Source organism: Bacillus sp. FSL W8-0223, from assembly GCF_038006805.1.
Taxonomy (GTDB): Bacteria; Bacillota; Bacilli; order Bacillales; family DSM-4216; genus Bacillus_O; species Bacillus_O smithii.
On sequence record NZ_JBBOVX010000001.1, the window covers coordinates 2,180,343 to 2,199,731 of the forward strand.

General features: G+C 40.1%; 20 protein-coding genes and 1 pseudogene. 5 read left to right on the plus strand and 16 right to left on the minus strand.

Annotated elements, in window-relative coordinates:
* Positions 1–159: 159 nt before the first annotated feature.
* From NST81_RS10535 to deoD, 6 genes are all read right to left on the minus strand, one after another.
* On the minus strand, positions 160–876 hold the full coding sequence (locus NST81_RS10535; protein ID WP_341029816.1) for a CAP domain-containing protein: 717 nt from the start codon (positions 874–876) through the stop codon (positions 160–162).
* A gap of 315 nt (positions 877–1,191) precedes the next feature.
* Entirely contained in the window at positions 1,192–1,455 is a 264-nt protein-coding gene (locus NST81_RS10540; RefSeq protein WP_003354964.1) for a hypothetical protein, read from the minus strand.
* Between the two features lie 107 nt (positions 1,456–1,562).
* A complete protein-coding gene (locus NST81_RS10545) occupies positions 1,563–2,009 on the minus strand; it encodes a MarR family winged helix-turn-helix transcriptional regulator (protein WP_244878000.1) in 447 nt (148 codons plus the stop codon).
* A gap of 225 nt (positions 2,010–2,234) precedes the next feature.
* Positions 2,235–3,716: a lmo1851 family serine protease gene (locus NST81_RS10550; RefSeq protein ID WP_048623508.1), complete on the minus strand. Its 1,482-nt coding sequence runs from the start codon at positions 3,714–3,716 to the stop codon at positions 2,235–2,237.
* Between the two features lie 1,096 nt (positions 3,717–4,812).
* Entirely contained in the window at positions 4,813–5,583 is a 771-nt protein-coding gene (locus tag NST81_RS10555; protein ID WP_048623509.1) for a M15 family metallopeptidase, read from the minus strand.
* A gap of 131 nt (positions 5,584–5,714) precedes the next feature.
* Positions 5,715–6,419 carry a purine-nucleoside phosphorylase gene (deoD, locus tag NST81_RS10560; protein ID WP_048623510.1) on the minus strand — a complete coding sequence of 235 codons (705 nt, stop codon included), beginning with the start codon at positions 6,417–6,419 and terminating at the stop codon, positions 5,715–5,717.
* Positions 6,420–6,586: 167 nt separating this feature from the next.
* Here deoD and NST81_RS10565 point away from each other — a divergent pair, with 167 nt between their 5' ends.
* Positions 6,587–6,709, plus strand: coding sequence for a hypothetical protein (locus NST81_RS10565; RefSeq protein ID WP_003354956.1), 123 nt, complete (start codon positions 6,587–6,589; stop codon positions 6,707–6,709).
* A gap of 30 nt (positions 6,710–6,739) precedes the next feature.
* Here NST81_RS10565 and NST81_RS10570 read toward each other — a convergent pair whose 3' ends face one another.
* Both NST81_RS10570 and NST81_RS10575 read right to left on the minus strand, forming a co-directional pair.
* A complete protein-coding gene (locus NST81_RS10570) occupies positions 6,740–7,048 on the minus strand; it encodes a YodL domain-containing protein (protein WP_234395490.1) in 309 nt (102 codons plus the stop codon).
* Positions 7,049–7,226: 178 nt separating this feature from the next.
* Positions 7,227–8,015, minus strand: coding sequence for a sporulation protein (locus tag NST81_RS10575; protein ID WP_048623511.1), 789 nt, complete (start codon positions 8,013–8,015; stop codon positions 7,227–7,229).
* 236 nt (positions 8,016–8,251) lie between these two features.
* Between NST81_RS10575 and NST81_RS10580 the strand changes: the two genes are divergently transcribed.
* On the plus strand, positions 8,252–9,295 hold the full coding sequence (locus tag NST81_RS10580; protein ID WP_048622401.1) for an IS30 family transposase: 1,044 nt from the start codon (positions 8,252–8,254) through the stop codon (positions 9,293–9,295).
* 289 nt (positions 9,296–9,584) lie between these two features.
* On the opposite strand, the gene NST81_RS10585 is transcribed toward NST81_RS10580, so the two are convergent.
* Both NST81_RS10585 and NST81_RS10590 read right to left on the minus strand, forming a co-directional pair.
* On the minus strand, positions 9,585–9,767 hold the full coding sequence (locus NST81_RS10585; RefSeq protein ID WP_327797317.1) for a YozD family protein: 183 nt from the start codon (positions 9,765–9,767) through the stop codon (positions 9,585–9,587).
* A 127-nt stretch (positions 9,768–9,894) separates the two neighbouring features.
* Positions 9,895–10,542: a hypothetical protein gene (locus tag NST81_RS10590; protein ID WP_327797318.1), complete on the minus strand. Its 648-nt coding sequence runs from the start codon at positions 10,540–10,542 to the stop codon at positions 9,895–9,897.
* 475 nt (positions 10,543–11,017) lie between these two features.
* Between NST81_RS10590 and NST81_RS10595 the strand changes: the two genes are divergently transcribed.
* Positions 11,018–11,248: a YozE family protein gene (locus NST81_RS10595; RefSeq protein ID WP_048623512.1), complete on the plus strand. Its 231-nt coding sequence runs from the start codon at positions 11,018–11,020 to the stop codon at positions 11,246–11,248.
* A gap of 109 nt (positions 11,249–11,357) precedes the next feature.
* On the opposite strand, the gene NST81_RS10600 is transcribed toward NST81_RS10595, so the two are convergent.
* The 5 genes from NST81_RS10600 to msrA form a co-directional block, all read right to left on the minus strand.
* A complete protein-coding gene (locus tag NST81_RS10600) occupies positions 11,358–12,830 on the minus strand; it encodes an NAD(P)/FAD-dependent oxidoreductase (protein WP_048623513.1) in 1,473 nt (490 codons plus the stop codon).
* A gap of 778 nt (positions 12,831–13,608) precedes the next feature.
* Complete coding sequence (locus NST81_RS10605; protein WP_048623514.1) at positions 13,609–13,821, minus strand: YjcZ family sporulation protein; 213 nt, start codon at positions 13,819–13,821, stop codon at positions 13,609–13,611.
* Between the two features lie 109 nt (positions 13,822–13,930).
* Positions 13,931–14,431 carry a PTS sugar transporter subunit IIA gene (locus NST81_RS10610; RefSeq protein ID WP_328203953.1) on the minus strand — a complete coding sequence of 167 codons (501 nt, stop codon included), beginning with the start codon at positions 14,429–14,431 and terminating at the stop codon, positions 13,931–13,933.
* 6 nt (positions 14,432–14,437) lie between these two features.
* Positions 14,438–14,884 carry a peptide-methionine (R)-S-oxide reductase MsrB gene (gene msrB / locus NST81_RS10615; RefSeq protein WP_048623516.1) on the minus strand — a complete coding sequence of 149 codons (447 nt, stop codon included), beginning with the start codon at positions 14,882–14,884 and terminating at the stop codon, positions 14,438–14,440.
* The gene (msrA, locus tag NST81_RS10620) at positions 14,874–15,425 is read right to left on the minus strand and encodes a peptide-methionine (S)-S-oxide reductase MsrA (protein ID WP_003354945.1); all 552 of its coding nucleotides are present in this window, start codon (positions 15,423–15,425) and stop codon (positions 14,874–14,876) included. Before msrA ends, msrB begins: the two co-directional genes overlap by 11 nt.
* Positions 15,426–15,713: 288 nt before the next feature.
* Between msrA and NST81_RS10625 the strand changes: the two genes are divergently transcribed.
* Positions 15,714–16,400 carry a DUF4397 domain-containing protein gene (locus NST81_RS10625; protein ID WP_048623517.1) on the plus strand — a complete coding sequence of 229 codons (687 nt, stop codon included), beginning with the start codon at positions 15,714–15,716 and terminating at the stop codon, positions 16,398–16,400.
* Between the two features lie 125 nt (positions 16,401–16,525).
* Positions 16,526–17,899 (plus strand): RsmF rRNA methyltransferase first C-terminal domain-containing protein, encoded by a 1,374-nt coding sequence (locus NST81_RS10630; protein WP_341029831.1) that lies wholly within the window; start codon positions 16,526–16,528, stop codon positions 17,897–17,899.
* Positions 17,900–17,981: 82 nt separating this feature from the next.
* On the opposite strand, the pseudogene NST81_RS10635 reads toward NST81_RS10630, so the two are convergent.
* Positions 17,982–19,111: pseudogene (locus NST81_RS10635) on the minus strand (zinc-dependent alcohol dehydrogenase).
* Positions 19,112–19,389: the final 278 nt, after the last annotated feature.

Below are 19,389 nucleotides of genomic sequence, written 5' to 3' on the forward strand. Positions count from 1 at the left end.
ATAGTAAGCGGAGAAAAAAAATTATGCAAATTTAATCCTATTTCTTAAAACCGGTGTTGATAAGAACAAAAAAGGAAGGTCCGGAAATCATTTAAATGAATGATTTCCGGACCCTCTCTTTCACTTTTTGACGATTCTTCCAAACCTCTCTTCAAGAATTTATTTTTTAATAAATTCTTGCGTCCAAATATTTCCGTTTTCTACATACCCAACTCCGATATGAGTGTAGTCTTTATTTAAGATATTCGCACGATGACCTTCACTGTTCATCCAACCATTGACCACTTCTTCCGGAGTGCGTTGACCTTCTGCAATGTTTTCACCTGCGGCTGTAAACTGGATTCCATATTGTTTCATCATATCAAATGGAGATCCATATGTTGGACTCGTATGAGAGAAGTAGTGGTTAACAGCCATGTCATTGGCTTTGTCGTGAGCCATTTTGCTTAAAGTCGGATCTACTTTTAATGGTGGTAAACCATATTTTGCTCTTTCTTTATTCGTTAAATCCACTACTTGTTGTTCGTACGCTTTTAATGAAGATCCTGTTTTGGAAGTAGCAGGAGCCGTTGTATTGTTCTTTTCGGTAGTTGTTTTCGCCGATGGAGTGGATGGAGATGTTTTTTCCGTTACCGTTGTATTCGGCTGAGCTTTGGCAGCTTGTTTCGCAATCGACAGTGCATATTGATATTGCTGATTCATCCAATTATCTAACCAGCTTTTTGAAATCGGAAATTGTTTCACTTCAAATTGACATTCTACGTTATTATTTTTATCACTATTTATCGGAAATGATGCCGCATTTGCCTTTGATGCAAGCGGTGCAGTCAATAACCCAAAGGATACTGCTACTGCCATCAATGATTTTTTGTTCATCTAATCTTCCTCCTTTGATTCTTTCAATCTCTGATCTGGTTACATCATAACATGCGATTTTTGTAATATTTGAGGAAGAAAATGACAGATTCATAGATAGACAGGCCAAAGAAAAAAAGCCATTTATTTTCATCCAAAAAGGGGCTGTAAACCTTGAAGATTAAAGTTTGTTAAATAATCCCTTTCATTCTGAAATTGGCCATTCTTTCTTTTAATTAGGATCCGTTTTATTTATTTCCATAAATAAAGGGTTGACAACCTTTCTATTTAAGCCCTTTATTAACTTCTTTTGCAAACGTATTGCGATTGTAAAGATTATTTGAACGACTCCATTACATCCGTGTAAAGCCGGATCAGCCGAATTTGATCTTCAGTTTTTAAATCCGAATCGATCACCCTTTTCACAGCTAAAAAATATTTTTCTTCTTTTGTTTTCCTAACGCGAGGGTGACTGAATTCGTCTAATAGTTCACTCTTCATCATTTCTTTCACAGTGGCGGTTGGAGAATTCGAGCCATCTTTCACTTCTCGCTTGTTCCACAAGGATAAAAATATATCCAATAAGTATGAATCCTCCACGTTCTTTCCTCCTTTATGCTTGTTTATCGAATGGTAGTCGCAACAAATATCGTCCTTTTTTCTTTGCAAAAATGTTTGTACGAATATTTAAACACATGAATGATGTATCATTTATTTTCAGAATCATCGGAGTGATCGCATGGAGTGTTTAATTTTTTTAATAACTGGATAAATGTATGCAGTTCTTCATTCGTAAAATGGCTGAATTTCTTTTGGAAATATTCAGATTTTAATTCAGCAGCAAATTTCAGCATTTCTTTTCCTTTTTCCGTAATCTCCAGTTCAACTCTTCTCCGATCGACTTCTGAACGCTTTCTAGTTATAAAGCCTTTTTCAACTAAAGAATCTGTAATAGCTGTAATATGGCTTGCCGACACTTCAATGGTCTTGGAAATATCCGACGCTTTCAAAGGACCATTCTCGTGAATGACTTTTAAGACGATAAATTCTGTGCTGTTCAAATATTTTCCGGTGTAATTTCTTAATTCGTTTTTTATCATTCGATAGTTCTTACGCAGTAATTGTTCCAATTCTACTAGCATTTCTTGTCTCAATATGATCGACCTTCCATTTATCATCCAATAATTTATATTATGAACTATTTAATGATAAATGAAATACGTTTCATCTGTCAATATTCTCATCATGAATGATTCCTATTGCATGGCACCGTTAAATTGATGGACATGGGCAGGAGCAATCGGATTTCATACATTCACATAATGAGACGATCAACTCGAACGAAAAAGAGCGGGAAATTCCCGCTCTTCCATTGAAAATTACTTATTTTTAGTGACAATTTCCACTGCTTTTTTCACCTGGGTATCATGATCTTGAATTTCTTTTCTGATTTGATCCATCAATTTAATAGTCGTTTCTCCCGACACCTTTCCTGTCACTTGCAGCTTCTGATCTCTTTGGAACCGCACAACAGCGTCTTTTGTTTCACCGTCAAAATAGCCGTCTACTTTTCCCGGGTTATACCCAAGAGCGCTGAGCATTTGCTCCACTGCTTTCACTTCCTTGGAAAGGTCGGATTCTTTCAGTTCTTTATCCGGATCTACAATTGGTAAATTAGCATAACTTGGGAGTTTGACTTCATAATCCGGTTTAATACCCTTTTTATGAATCCACTCTCCTTTTGGCGTCAGCCATTTCGCGGTAGTGAATTTTAGATTAGAACCGTCTTTAAAATCTTCCGTCGTTTGTACCGTTCCTTTGCCAAATGATTTTTCCCCGATCAGCGGAACGCCGGCAGACTCTTTCAACGCTGACGCAAAAATTTCCGAAGCACTTGCGCTTCCTCCATCAATTAATACAGCCACTGGGACATTTACTTTGTCCTTTCCGTCAGCAATAAATTTCTCGCGCTGTCCATTGCGGTCTTCCACTTGCAGCAGGATTTTCCCCTTTGGCACGAACATATTCGACATTTTTATAGCTTGGTCAAGAAGTCCTCCCGGGTTTTGCCGCAAATCAAGCACCAGCGATGTCATGCCTTTTTTCTTCATTTCGGCGATCGCTTGTTTCAACTCTTTATACGTATTTTCTGAAAAACTTGTGATTTGAATTTTGGCAACACCATGATCGAGCATTTCTGGATAAACAGTTTTAATAGGGATCGTATCTCTTACAATGCTCACTTCGATCGGATCTTGCTCACCCGGACGCTGAATCTTCAGCTTAACCTTGGTGCCTTTCTTACCGCGTATCATCATGACAGCTTTTGTCGAACTCATCCCCTGCAAACTTTTACCATTGACGGAAAGTATGCGGTCGTTCGGACGCAATCCAGCTTTCTCGGCAGGGGATCCTTTAATAGGCGAAACAATTACGATGTTTCCATCTTTTTCTTGGATTTCTGCTCCGATTCCTTCAAAAGAGGACTCGATGCTTTCGTGAAACTGTTTTGCTTCGCTTTTAGACATATAGTCAGAATACGGATCACCCAAAGATTGAACCATGCCATTAATGGCCCCGTTAATCAGTTTTTCATCATCAACTTTTTCGTAATAATTACTTTTTAATTTATCATACACATCGTAAAGCTTATTAAATTCCGGACGGTTTGCACCACCGACATCGACCGCTTTTTCATCCCCAAATGCCAAAGCAAATGTTGTAATTCCCGCTGTTATAAAAACAATGAAAAAGAGGAGCATAACAAAATGAAATCTCTTCATTTTCACATAATTTGACGAAGATTGCTTTTGCTGCTCCTTTTCTTGCTTTTCATCTTCCACATTTGTCACCACTTTCATTGCTCTCATTCTTCGGATTTATGATTTTTCTGTAACTACTTTATTTTAACAGCTTTTTAAATTTAGGGAAAGATAAAACCTATTTAGAAGCTGACCTTAGTAGGGAACCATTTTCGAATGATTGATCGAATGAATCGGAATTTCAGCATCCTCTCTCCAATTCAAAGCTGCGATGGGAATGATCCCTATCTTTGTGCATAGCTGCTTAAATCGGAAGCGAAGCCGCGGGATACACGACTGATTGATTGGCGGAAATGCCTTCAAAAAACCCCTCCATCCACTTGGAGAGGTTTTAGGGCGTTGGGGAAATACTTTTCTTTCATTAAATCGAGTAGGAGGGAGCGATTAACTCCCGTCCTCTCACACCACCGTACGTACGGTTCCGTATACGGCGGTTCAATTAAGATAATTGACGCAAGTCTTTATAACTTCCGTGAATAGCTGTTCTCTTTATGCCAGTGGTCACTCCACCCTCCAAGAGGTCTCCCACGGGATTCACCGCTTCCTCCCTCAAGTGAGGTACTACGTTTTCTGTGTTCATCATGACTCACTGAATACCAAGGGCTATTCTCTCTTAATTGTTCGGTCCTTCTTAGTTGTTCTAGACCAACTAATACTATGACCTCTGCTGACTTCTGACGGTTCAGCTACTTATCACTAAGTAGGTTATGAAGAGTACTTCACATATCCGCCAGACCTCCCCGGGTAAGTACATGCACTTTCACACCATCTATCCGCCTCATTTACTCGATATGACCTTCGACAGAAAGAGCTTTGTTTTGTTATGCAAACTCACTCCATCATACCTAGCCTTATATGAGGTTCGTGTTCCTCGGACCGGTGTTTTGCCTCCAGCTTCCTTCAGATTCCGCGTCACCACGGACACCCTTGCTCTTGGCTAACCTCTACTTCTGTCTTCGGGGTTCGGGACTTACACCCTATAGTTCATGTACATGCCGGGCGCACATAAAGAAAAATTCTCCTGTATGAAAGGATCATCCGCCTGCCGGTATATTCTTTTACATGAAAATGATTTTTTGCGTACTGTCCTCCTGGGCGTATTTCGACGTCCAAAAAAGGGGGATGGCCCCCCTTTTTACATTTTTCCGTAATTCCGATAAAATTCTTCCAATGTCCAGCCGTTTTCATATATCTTCTTCGCTGCTTCTACTCCCACGTAACGATAATGCCATGGCTCAAATTGATAGCCGGTAATCGCTTCTTTTCCCTTTGGATAACGGAGAATAAAACCGTATTCGTGTGCATGTTTCGCTAGCCATTGACCCTCTTTTGTGTTTTCAAATGAATCCGTCAAGAGAAAACCGACGCTTTTCCCGGAAATATCGATTGCCAATCCGGTCTGATGCTCGCTTTGTCCGGGTGTTGCGACAGCCTGATTCGCTTTCGCTTTCCCAGAATTGGCCATTTCATTGTTGAATACCGCTACTTGCCGGTTGTAAGAACGGTAGCCAGAAACGGCATATAAATAAACGCCGTCTTTGGCTGCAGCTGCAAACATCTTTTCCAACGCTTCGGCTGCTTCTTTACGCATCAAGCTTTTTTCAATTTTTTCGTCTCCAAATGAAAACTTTACAGCCGGTCTAACGAGATCTTTCGGCGCGTAACCTTCAGGCAAATTGTACTCTTTATTGACCAAAACGAGCACATTTTCCGGATTGGTAATCACCTTTTTCCCGCTGACTTCTTTTATTTGGTTGAAAGTAAATTTCTCAGCTTTCGGAGTTGTAGATTCTCTCGCTTGGTGATTTTTTTCTTGATGATTGGTGCCTTTTGCTTCCTCGCCGCCCGCTTGGCATCCACTGACCAGCAACACGGCAGCGGCCATCGTCAATATCCATTTTTTCATAGTTCCACCTGATTTTTCTGTTTTTCTGCCATTCGCTGATTATCTATCATGTTTCATTCTTATTGTTGAATAGGAAAACGAAAAGAAAAGCTTTTATGGCTTCTCTTTTCCAAATAACCGATTCTTTTTGTTTATTCTTTTACCACGGATTCCAATGCCACTTCAATCATCTCATTAAATGTTGTTTGTCTTTCCTCCGCTGTCGTTGCTTCACCGGTTAACACATGGTCGCTGACTGTCAGAATAGTAAGCGCCTTTCTTCCATACTTTGCCGCAATGGTATAAAGAGCCGCTGTTTCCATTTCAAGAGCTAATACTCCATATTGAGCCCACTTTTCATGTTCAGCGTGGTCATTATAAAATAAATCTTCTGTAAACACACTGCCGACTTTTAGATCTAAACCTTTTTCGACTCCAACATCATAGGCTTTTTTCAACAGCTCCCAATTCGCGGTAGGGGCATAATCAATTCCATTAAATGTTAAACGGTTTATTTGAGAATCAGTGGAAGCAGACATCGCCAATATGACGTCACGAAGTTTTACGTCTTTTTGAATGGCACCGCACGTTCCAACGCGAATTAAGTTTTGCACATTGTAGCTTTCAATTAATTCTGTCACATAAATGGAAATCGAAGGAACTCCCATTCCGGTGCCTTGAACAGAAATCCTTTTGCCTTTGTATGTACCTGTATAACCGAACATGTTCCGAACTTCATTGTAGCAAACCGCATTTTCTAAAAAGTTTTCCGCAATATATTTAGCACGGAGAGGATCGCCTGGAAGCAATACTGTGTCCGCAATTTCATTTTCTTTTGCTCCGATATGTATACTCATATGAATTCCTCCTTTTATCGCTTTCAATCATCCCTATTTTAAGCTTTTTTGGATGTGTCTGCAAATGATTCCATGAGAAAAATTCCTATGAACGGGCATCCTATTGACAAAGCTGCTTTCATTTAAAAGGAAGAATTCAAATAAAGGCCGCAGGAGGGATATGGACCATGGCAAAAAAACATCGCAGCAGAATAAAAGCGACCAAAAAAAATAATCATGTTCCACCGGAAGCTGTTTTAGCCGAACAGGATGCGCATGGAAAAGAATATTCCGGCAAAGATCGAAAATAGGAGAGAATGCCAAAAAGGCACTCCATCCTATTAGTGAACCAAACTCCGTTCAATCTTTCGCCAGCCGCCCGATTCCAGTCGATAAAAACTCTTATTTGAACCTTTGGAAATTTGTACGATATCACCTGTAGCTACAAAGCGGGCAGAAAAATCGGGCGGCAATAAATCAAATACATTAAAAATACGAAAAACCGTTTCCAAGGCCGCCCGATGGTTTTTGGCTCTTATCGGGAGATGATAAACAGCTTCGTATCCTTGTGTATCTCCGTAATGGGGGGTCTGAAATAAGGTCACTTGGTACTCTTTGACACTTGGCAACAACATTTTCCATTTACTCAATTTTCCTCGCCCCTATCTTATTAATATTTATCCATCCATTTACACAAGGTTTTGACATTCACCTTGTCGATACCTTCATCAAAATTCCACTAATTTTGTCAAAAAGTATGGATGGATGCTATTGATACGGGCTTTCCATGAAAAATGATTCACCAGCGTATATTCAATCCTTGCTGTCTTACTTACCCCTTTTAAGGGATAAACCACACATGATCTTTTGTTCCAACAGTTTCCTCAAAACGGACAATTCTTGATTTGTGACAGAAAACCGGATTTGATTTTCATCTATCGCTATTACCTCGCTTAAATATCCAGCCAATCCTCGAGCCCGACGGTCCACCTCCATGAATATCTCAATCCGATCTTCCGTTTGTGCCAGAAACACGATTTCCAATTCATCCAATTTCCCTAAAAACATTCCGCTCCCTGGAATAAATTCGAATACCTGAATAAACGGATAGTTGCAGCTGGTACGGAAAAATGTTTGTTCACACTCTACTTTTCGAAGCCGAAAACCTAGTTTCTCCATTTCCTCAAGCACCGCGGATGTCATTTGGTTAGGACGCACGGCAATGTAATCTTCGTCTTGAGGATTCACTGCATTCTTAATATCCAATCCGGTTTGAACCCAAACACGCGTACTACCATATGTTAAAGGAGCATCTATTGGCAGAGTAAAGGAAAAAGGAAATACTTTCGTTTCATTGGCCTTCATTAAAAACGGATCGGTAATTTGATGTTGTTCAATAGTCGCCGTGTCTGTATACGGATGACCATCCTTTTGGAAAGTATACATTGCATTGACGGTAAGATAAATAGAATCTATTGTTTGCTCAGTAACCCCTCCATATACTTCTACAACACCACGTATCGGATCTCCAGCTTTGTAACTTGTATATTCTAATTTCGTATCCACTCTTGCGCTTCCTATTCCAATGCTTGTCAACACTTTTGTGAAAATGGCCATTCCTTTTCCCCCTATTCCTTTTTCACGAATCTTACGGTTCAAGAGTCGATTCGTTTCATTTTTTTATTTTCCATTTTATTACGATGTACTGTTCCGAACTCTATTTGCTCCTTTTTTAAAAATAAAAAAGCGGCTAGTTGTATAATCAAATGCAACAAGCATAAAAAATGAAAAACCATAGATAAACCACGTATGATTAAGTCGACTAAAACAATATCGATACGGAGGATTTATCTATGGCAATTACTAATTCTACCATAGGAGCTCGGCATTTCAAACACTTAACGGCTTATGACCGTGGGAAAATTGCGGCCTTACACGCTGCTGGTAAGACTCAACAGGAGATTGCAGATTATGTTGGTTGTCACAAAAGCACCATCTCCCGTGAGTTAAGAAGAGGTACAGTGCCACAAAGAAAAAGCAACGGGAAAATTGTTCATGTCTATTTTCCAGACACAGGTCAACTTCTCTATGAGAGAAACAGGAAAGCCTGTGGCCGCAAGCTAAAACTAGACGATGCCATCGAGTTTATTAAGTATGCCGAAACTCAGATCCTTGATAAGAAATGGTCTCCTGATGCGGTATGTGGGAGAGCCAAACGTGATGGGAAATTCAAAGACAAAATGGTTTGCACCAAGACCCTTTATAACTATATTGATCTAGGACTTATAGGCGTTAAAAACATTGACCTACCTATGAAAATTACCCTGAACACCAAGAAAAAACGTAACCGGAAGAATAAGAAGATCTTAGGACGCAGTATCGATGAGCGACCAATTGAAGTCAATGAACGCCAAGAGTTTGGTCACTGGGAAATTGATACGGTTATAGGCAAGAAGACTAAAGATCAGGCCTTATTGACTCTTACTGAGCGCAAAACCCGTAAAGAAATAATTTTGAGAGTGACAGCCAAGGATAGTCTATCCGTTTCAGAAGTCATATCTCAGTTGAAAGTGTCTTATGGTAATCGGTTCTCTAAAGTGTTTAAAACCATTACGGCTGATAACGGTTCTGAATTTGCTGACCTCGGCCTTAGTGTTGAAAAAGATCTAACAGAGGTTTATTTTACACACCCTTACACATCCTGTGAACGAGGAACCAACGAGCGTCATAATGGCCTTATTAGGCGCTTCATACCAAAGGGGAGACCCATTTCCTCTGTGGCAGACGAAACCATTACCTATGTTGAAAATTGGTGTAACCATCTTCCAAGGAAGATCCTCAATTATCGTACACCTGAGGAGTGTTTCCAAATAGAGTTAGCTGGCTTAGCTTCTTAACCTTAAGCCAGCTAACCCAAAGGGTTGGTTTTTAGCAACTTGACAAAGAGCCTCTGCGGGCATGGCTACCAGCCATGAAGCCAGGTATACGGTACTGGCTGGGCCAACCAGGCTACCATGCCCGCCACTCCACGTCAAGTCGCGCAGAGTGTCCCGATTCTACTTAATCATGGGTTATCTGGTCTTTCAATACTTGTTGCATTTAATATTGCAATTTAAGAAAATAAAAAAGCAAGTGGAAGGCAAAATTCCAACTCGCTTTTTTCAACCTAATTTGTTAACATCTTTGCTATTCGCTTTCATCTTCAACTTCGTCTTCTTCAATGATGCTTTTCGCTAACAGATATTCAAACGTAATATCTGCTAATTCATTTACTTCTGACTTATTCGGAACAAACCCTCTTTTTACCAGTTCACCATAAAAAAATTCTGCAATTTCTTCCGTATCAATATACACTTCTGTTTCTCTCATCCATTTGCCCCCCTGCCCGTTGTTTTTTCTTCTGTTATGTTTCTCTCTTATACTAGAAATTTCCTGCTTGCCCCCTTTTATTACATATTATTCACGCTCATCCAATCTATGATTCCTCATTTTCTGCTCATTCGGATTTTTGGCTTCTAAGCAACTGGGCATGTTTTAATTTTTCTTTTATTTCCTTTACTTTCACCCGATAAAATTCATCTTGAAAATAGTGATACAGCTGCTGATAATCATTCAATTCATCAAGCAGGCGATCAATTAATATATCCGGGGACTCAGGAGCAGGCAATCCTTTTTGTTTTGCTTGCGATGAAATCAACAATAATTCCGTTTTTTTCAAAATTCTTTCTGCTTCCTCATGATCCGCCACCAGCTTTAATTCCTCTTCATGTGCTTCCAGCCATTCTCCGTCAGGTATACGAGTCATTTCATATACGATATCTTCCCAAGCGTCTTCTTTATATCGCCATATTTCCGTTCGACACCCCACGATTTTAAACAAATCATTTCCGCATCCTTTTACTCTGACAAGATCACCAAAAGAGTATTTATACTCGATGAAGAGCCGTTCAAAATGATTTTCTCCTCCTTCGTACTCCCTTAAAAAGGCAAGGGTGTTTTCTTTAAACAGTCCTTCGCTTTTATTAATTTCGTACACAATCTCTCCGTCCAATTGTTTCACATTCGTTACGACGCCGACCGTTCCATATATGGTAATCACTACCGTATCCCCAATTTGAAATTTAGGTCGTTTTCTTTTTTTCACGGCCTCCCATCTCCTTATTGATGCCTTTTTTACACTATATGCCGGAAGAACTCGGCATGCTCACTTCTTTCCTCTCACTTTTCAATCGTTCTTTTCGTCCATTCACGCTTAACCTTTCCCAAAGTTTTTCCCACGCTAAAAATCGTTCATAGAGCATATCATCTTCCCATTTTCAAAGGTCATTCTTATGGAATTTTTCTCCAAATGAAAATTTCTTTTCATATTTTACGACGGGCCATCACACATTTTTGTTTTCATATTGACCACTTATATTATTGAGGAGTAAAATGAATCAAAAAATCGAACTTGTCTTCGTTCAAACGAACAACAATACTTATGGAGTCTTACTTTTTCAGACCAGGTTGGCCATTTACAAGACGAAGAAAATATTGGAAGTCGAGTTTCGATAGGAAGTTTTTGATCCATGCGTAAATCAATCCCGTGCTTATACGGTTTTAAAAAAGGGGGGGATTTGATGGGAAAATCATTCTATCACTACATGATGAAATATAGGGAAGAACCGCCGAGGGACGATATTTCCCGTTTTGCCAATCATCTTTTCTTAGACCATAGCTTTCCGAAAAAATCGGAAGATTATCATGAGATTTCCAATTACTTAGAGATGAATGGCGATTATTTGAAAAGCATGTCCATATTTGATGAAGCCTGGGAGCTTTATAAACAGGATGAAAGAATAATTAGTTAATTGTCTAAGGAAACCGAGTTCCTATCCAAAAGCCGTTTTTTTCAACGGCTTTTGGATAATGGATGGTTCTGAATGACAGCAGAAAAGATATATTGTACATGATGCAAAGTTATACATTTTGAGGAACTTTCTCATTTTGCTTGGTTGAACCAAGTTTCTCCACAATATCTCTCGCGATCCATACTCCACAAGCACTGGCTTGAGCTAAACCACGCGTAATACCTGCCCCGTCGCCAGCCGCATATAATCCAGAAATTTCCGTCTCAAAACGATCATTCAGTTTAGGACGAGCCGAATAAAATTTCGCTTCTACTCCATAAAAAAGAGTATGTTCTGACGCGATGCCCGGTGTAACATGGTCGAGCGCCTCGATCATTTCGATCAAGCTTTTCATCGTGTTGTATGGAAGCACTAAACCTAAATCACCCGGGACAGCTTCTTTTAAAGTCGGAGTAATAAAACCTTCTTTGATTCTTTTCAGTGTGGAACGTCGACCTTTTCGTAAATCGCCGTATTTTTGTACAATAATTCCGCCGTTTGACAACTTGTTGGCGAGGCTGGATACTTCGTGGGCGTATTCATTCGGCTGATCGAACGGATCTGAGAATGTATGAGACACCAGCAAAGCAAAATTGGTGTTGTTGCTTCCCAGTTTAGGATCTTTGTAGGCATGACCATTAGCCAACATCGTTCCCGTATGATTTTCCACTACTACATGTCCGGACGGATTACTGCAAAACGTTCGAACCTTTGTGCCAACAGAAGTATTAAATACAAATTTTCCTTCATACAGATGGGTATTGATTTCTTCCATGACAATGTTCGAAGTTTCCACTCGTACGCCAATATCCACTTGGTTATTGATCATTTTCAGACGACGCTTTTTCAATAATTTCGCAAGCCAAGTCGATCCATCTCTTCCTGGCGCCACCACCACTTTTTCAGCCGCAATCGTCGTTCCGTCTTTTAAAACGATCCCTTTTACTACATGACGATCTCCTTGTTTTTCCGTAGCCAGATCTTCTACTTCTTTTTTGAAAACCATCTCAATTTTGTCTCGCAAGTATTCATATATGCTTTTTAAAATGGCTAAGTTTTCTTCGGTGCCTAAATGGCGAACCTGAGCGCGCAGCAGCTTTAATCCTGCGGCATATGCTCGCCGTTCGATCGCTTTTACTTCCTCCGTTAAAGGATCGGTAATGGATTTCGTCGCACCATGTTTCAAATTAATGCTGTCTACATAATGAATGAGATCCAGTACGGTGGAATCAGGTAAATAGTCTGTCATCCAACCGCCAAATTCACTTGTTATATTAAATTTCCCATCCGAGTACGCCCCTGCGCCTCCAAACCCATTTGTAATAGAGCATGCAGGATAGCAGCCGGCAAATGATTTTTTGCCCACTGCCGGAGGACATTTTTCAATTTTTTTCTCCAAAATCGGGCAGTGCCTCCGGAAAATATCATGACCTTTATCGATTAACAAAATTTTCGCTTGAGGTAATTTTAACGACAGTTCATAGCAGGCAAATATTCCTGCCGGTCCTGCTCCAACGACAATGACATCGTATTTATGGTTCACATTGATCTCCCTCTTTCTCCGATCTTTCTACCACCACCTTACCAAATACCACCATTCTCGTCAACAAAATTACGAATAATAATTTCTTATAAAGAAATTATCATTCGTAAATAAAACGTTTCCTTGTAATTAAACTATAAATAATAATTAATAATGCCTTTATAAACGAATATTGTCTTTTTAGAGGCGAATCGGTTTTTAATAATAATTGAAAAACACTAATTGTACAATTATAAAATACACAGTATTATTATACCGAAATAAATAGTCTTAAATTTAAAAATTTTTGTAATTTTAGATGACTTGGATTCATTCTAACCCGTTCTGAAGAAAATTAAAAAAGACCCAGAATGTTTTTTTTGTGTTAGAGAGATAATTGAATTAAGAGGTGTAGTAAACTTGAATGGCGTTTTAAACAAGTGGGATGTGAAAAGATTCACCCTTTTGATTGAGTTGAACAATCAAGAAGTACAGACTTACACAATAAGCAAGGACTTCAAAAGGGATGAATAAGTTTTATGGAAAAGTGGATTTAATCTTCAACTTGTTCAACTTTAATATAAGATAAAAGGAGAACACTTATATACAACTAATATGTGTTCTCCTATTTTTCAAACTTTTTATTTATCATTTCCTGCTTCATCATCATGGCCTGCCGTTTAAACGACATTCGCGAAAGCAAACTCCCGGAAGATTGAAAGGCTTCGTAAAGGTTGAGTGTTGAAACATTTTGTCAACCTATTCAGCCATCGCCGCCGCCTTTTAAGGATTTAGCGATTTATTTCGATGTACCGTAGCAAGTTGCCCCAATGATAATCAGCAATATAAAAAGGACAACGATGAGCGCAAACCAATGGTTGTATCCGCAACTAGAACCATAAGCATAAGGGAATCCGTAGCCAAAGCCGCTGCCGTATCCATAACCAGATCCAACTCCATATCCTACTGGTTCATATCCTGAAAAGCAATCATATCCATGGTGATCGTGCATACCTTTCACTCCTCGTTGATTGGGCTTTTTCTCTTACATTAGTTCAAAGTATGCATTTGCCCCATGGCAGGATTGGGTGTTAGCCTAAATTCATTCTTATCCGTTTCTGTTATTTCACTGTAACGGTAAGCAATACCTCTTCTCCGGCTGTTACAATATCATTTTCTTTTTTTGCAATGTTTTCAATCATATCGCCATTCGTCACGATGATGGGTGTGATGGTGGAATTCGCCTTTTCCCGTATTAAATTTAGATCAAATGTGATGAGAAGATCCCCTTTTTTTACTTTGTCGCCTTGGGAAACATGACTTTCAAACCCTTCCCCTTTCATCGAGACCGTTTCCAGCCCGACATGGATCAAGATTTCGGCCCCATTGGCGGCTTTTATTCCCACAGCATGTTTGGTTGGAAATATTTGCATGATATCGCCGTCAAAAGGGGCCACTACTCTTCCGTCGCTAGGTTCAATAGCTATTCCGTCTCCCATCATTTTTTCAGAAAAGACAGGATCAGGCACTTCTTCAAGTGAAAGGATTTTGCCACTTACAGGTGTGTAAACATCTATTTCTTTTGACGGCTTCCCCTTTTTCCGAAATAGCCATTTAAACAAGACTGTTCATCCTTTCTCTTCTTTATCCTCAAACAAATATAAATAATCAGCGTATCCTTCTTCGGCCATTTTCTCTTTCGGAATAAATCGAAGAGCGGCGGAATTAATGCAGTAGCGAAGGCCTGTCGGTGCTGGACCATCATTGAAAACATGTCCTAAATGCGAATCAGCTGTTTTGCTCCGTACTTCCGTTCTGATCATAAAATGGCTAAAATCTGCTTTTTCGACCATCTCTTTTTCGTCAATCGGCTTTGTAAAACTAGGCCAACCGCAGCCAGCGTCATATTTATCCTTCGAGCTGAATAACGGCTTTCCGGAGATGATATCGACATAAATGCCATCTTCAAAGTGATCCCAATATTCATTTTGAAAAGGCGGTTCTGTTCCTTGATTTTGCGTTACTTCGTATTGAATCGGAGTAAGTTGTTTTTTTAATTCTTCTTTATTCTTCATTTTCATGATCCCCCCAATGGTTTTTGATAAACTGTTCCCGCCCGGATCCGATCACATAAGCGTTGTATCTGAGAGGAAATTTTTTATAAAAATCCTGATGGTAGTCTTCTGCAGGATAAAACGGTTTTGCCGGCAAAATTTCTGTTACAATCGGTTGAGAAAATTTACCGCTTTCTTCAAGCTTTCTTTTTGACTGCTCTGCTAGTTTACGCTGTTCTTCATTATGGTAAAAGATGGCTGTTTTATACGAAGATCCCCGATCATAAAATTGACCGCCGTCATCGGTTGGATCAATTTGCATCCAGAAAATATCGAGCAATTTTTCATAAGGAAAAAGTTCAGGATCATAAGTGATTTCTACCGCTTCACGATGCCCTGTCGTTCCACTGCAAACCTCTTCATACGTAGGATTTGGCTTATGGCCGCCTGTATATCCAGAAACGATTTTTTCAATTCCCGGCAGTTGGTCAAACGGTTTGACCATACACCAAAAACAGCCACCTGCAAATGTCGCTTTTTCTAAACGTTTTTCGTTGGTCATCGGTCCTTCACCTCGTTTTCTTTCAAAATACCTTCTGCTACTTATTTTAGCGTTTTTTCTTAAAAAGAAAAGCAAAGCAACCGGACATGGAAAGATTCCCATTTCTTTTAATAGAAACAAAATTTTTCCGATCAATCCAACGTTTTCGTTAACCTGTGATATCCAATTAAAAGGCTTCTCATTACATATTCAGAGAAAGTGGAAATTCATTTTCATTTAAAGGTTTAAATGACGGGCATATCACACTTCTCGCCGGCGTACAATGACTTTGAAAGTGGAGGTGAAAAAATGAAAAATCGCAACTATTTTTTTCGTTCTGATCAAAACTTAGAACGAAAAACGCTTTTCCCTAATTATCCAAAATATCATATAGCTTCGAAACTGCTAGCCTCTTCTCCTCCTCTAGCGCATATCCGCTTTTTTCATGCTTCTCCCGATTCGCAGAAATTGGACATTTATGTAAATGAACGTATGCTTATGCGCCGGCTGACCTTTCAACAAATCAGCGAAACGATACTTTTTTCTCCCGGCCTTTATTTCGTCGACATATATCCCTCCGATAAAACGTGGGATCCATTAATCAGCGAAAAAATTCTATTATATCCTGGAGATCATGTGTTATTGGCCGTATGCGGGATGCAGAAAAAAGTAAAATTGATTCGATATCCGAGTGATTCCTTTGTTCCCCGCCACGAAACAAAGCTGCGTTTTATTCATTTATCACCTGATTCTCCGCCGATCGATGTAGTGACCGAAACCGGCGACCTCTTTTTTCAAGACGTTTCATTTAAAGAGGCAACCGAATATATCGGAATGACGCCCATGACTGCCGAGTTTACTTTCAAACTGGCGAACGGGTCTTATTCTTCTATACTGGAAATACTCCTGGATCCGGGGCGGATTTACACGCTGATATGCACGGGCTCCTCAAACAGCGAGATACCTGTTGATTTTCTGTTAATCATCGACCATTAGCGGCCGGCTGTCCCGCCGCTTTCCTATTGCTTTTTTCCAAAAAACATAATAGCATTATGTTTGTCTTTGGCGACGGGAAAACCCGGCAAGCCGGGGCTTATTAGGCAAAAGAAAGGAGCCCTCTCATGGATTATCTGCCCTCCGACTTTCTTCAAAAAATGAAAACATTGCTGAAAGAAGAAAGCGAAGCATTTTTCGCTACCTATAAACAAGAAAAAACATCCGGCCTGCGTATTAATCCGTTAAAAGTTTCTTTCGAACAATGGGAGGAAATTTCTCCGTTTGCGATGAATAAAATTCCCTTTGTGGAAAATGGCTATTATTACCGCCGGGAAGATGCTCCAGGAAAGCATCCTTATCATGCAGCCGGCCTATATTATATACAAGAACCAAGTGCCATGTTTGTGGCAGAGCAGCTCGAACTATCAGAAGGAGATATGGTTCTCGATCTATGTGCAGCACCAGGGGGAAAAACCACTGCCATTGCCGCACGGCTCGGAAACGAAGGGGTTTTGCTATCAAACGAAATTTCGTCCAAAAGGGTCAAAGCATTATCAGAAAACGTCGAGCGTTTCGGACTGACAAACACGGCCGTGATAAATGAGACCCCGGAAAACCTTTCCGCTCAGTTTGAAGAATGTTTCGATAAAATCATCGTGGACGCTCCGTGTTCTGGAGAAGGGATGTTTCGAAAGGACCCGGAAAGCTGCCAATATTGGAGCGGCGATTATGTGGAATCGTGTCATCATTTGCAGCTGGAAATTTTGTCTCACGCTTATGCCATGTTGAAAAAAGGAGGCATTCTTCTCTACTCGACGTGCACTTTTTCTCCGGAAGAAAACGAGCAAACCATTGAACAATTTGTCAAAACGTTTCCTGACATGGAAATATTGCCGATTCCACACAGTCATGGTGTTTCCCCCGGTCGTCCGGAATGGACTAAGACGCATTTTTCCGACATTGCAAAGACGGCTCGCCTTTGGCCGCACCATCTCCAAGGAGAAGGACACTTCGTTGCAAAATTACGGAAAACAGGAGGAAATGAACATTCCGCCCCCATCATGAAAGGGGCAAAGCTGCCTAGGGCACAAGCCAAACTGTTTCAACAATTTATCGAACAAACCTTTGTTCACTTTCCTTTCGAATGGGACCGGCTTTTTTTGAAAAATGACCGCTTATATTTTGTGCCGGAACGAATGCCGGATTTGTCATCGTTAAAGGCTGTCCGAATAGGACTTCCTATTGGAGAATTTAAGAAAAACCGATTTGAGCCGCATCACTCTCTGGCGCTTGCCGTCCAAACAAAGGATGTACGGCACCATTTCGAACTCGAACAAAACGGAACGCTTTGGGAACGCTATTTGCACGGAGAAACGATTCAAACCGGAAAAGACCGGGGCTGGATACTGTTAACCATTCATGGCTTCCCGCTAGGATGGGGCAAGGAAGCAAAAGGAATCATCAAAAATTTTTATCCAAAAGGTTTAAGACTGTCTTGAATAGACGTTGCTTAGTCTTTTTATATTCATGTTTTTAAAAGGCAGCCATCCTTATGAAAAGGAATGCTGCCTTTCGTTGTCTTTACGGTTTCAGAACTACTTTGATGCAATGATCTTGATGATCATTAAATATTTTGTAAGCATTGGGTGCTTCGTCAAGGGATAGTTTATGAGTAATAATCTCTTTCGGATCAAATTCTTTCTTCACTATTTTTTCAAATAGTTTCGGCATAATCGGAATGACCGGTGCTTGCCCCATTTTAATGGTAATATTTCTTATCCATAAGGCGCCTAATTCAAAATTATTGTAGTTGCCCCCATATACTCCCGTAATTTGAATCGTACCGTTTTTCCTGACAGCTTTTGCAGCAATTTTCAAAGGACTAAGGGTTCCGCCTTGCAGCTTCAATTTTTGCCCCACGAATTCAATCGGTGTTTTTTTCCGTCCATACCGACGGCGTCAATCACCTTGTCTGCGCCTCCTCGGGTGATTTCCTTTAGGTATTCCCCCATATCATCGTATTCAGCAAAATTAAACACCTCAACATGATTGATCTTTTTTGCGTGTTCTAAGCGATAATCCAAATAATCAACAGCTATCACGCGTTTAGCGCCTTTCATCCAGGCGAATTTTTGCGCCATCAATCCGATAGGTCCACAGCCAAGAACGATAACGGTATCACCCGGTTTCACATCGGCATTTTCCACACTCCAGTAAGCAGTAGGCAAGTCGGATAAAAAGAGAAGAGATTCATCTTCTAATTTACACGATTCTGGGATCACAAAAGGAGTAAAATTTCCAAAAGGGACTTTTAAATATTCAGCTTGACCTCCTGGATGGTTTCCGTACTTTTCTCCAAAGCCGAAGTACCCCCCCTGAATCATAATATTCATTGGAATTATCGCATTGGCTCGTCATGCCGTGTTCACAATAAAAGCAATGGCCGCAAGCAACATTAAAAGGAACGACGACCCGATCTCCCTTTTTTACTTTCGTCACTTCAGGACCAACTTCTTCCACAATGCCCATTGGTTCATGACCAATCACGTAACCTTTCGGCAACGAAGAGTTTCCTTGATAGAGATGAAGGTCTGACCCGCAAATGGCGGTAGTTGTAATTCGAACAATCACATCGTCTTTTTTTGATTTTTTGGATCCTCTACTTGTTTTACCTCTACATGATTAGGCCCTTGATAGGTTACAGCTTTCAACTCAACCCAACACTCCTATCCAAAAATTAGTTCCAACCACTGTGATTGATTTATGGATCGTTAATGTGGAAGGAATAATAGAAGTGTTTTCCGCAATACTTTTCTTCATTCAGACAAACTAAGAACGGTCTGTCAAAAAAGGAACGGAAAAACGGTACTAGTAGTAGTATAAGATTGTCGTCAAACAGTTGGTGCGAATTTAAAAAACCACTCCATTTAAAGGAGCGGTTTTGTATGGTTTCATGTCAGTTTTCCTCTTGTATCAAAAAGGAGAGCAA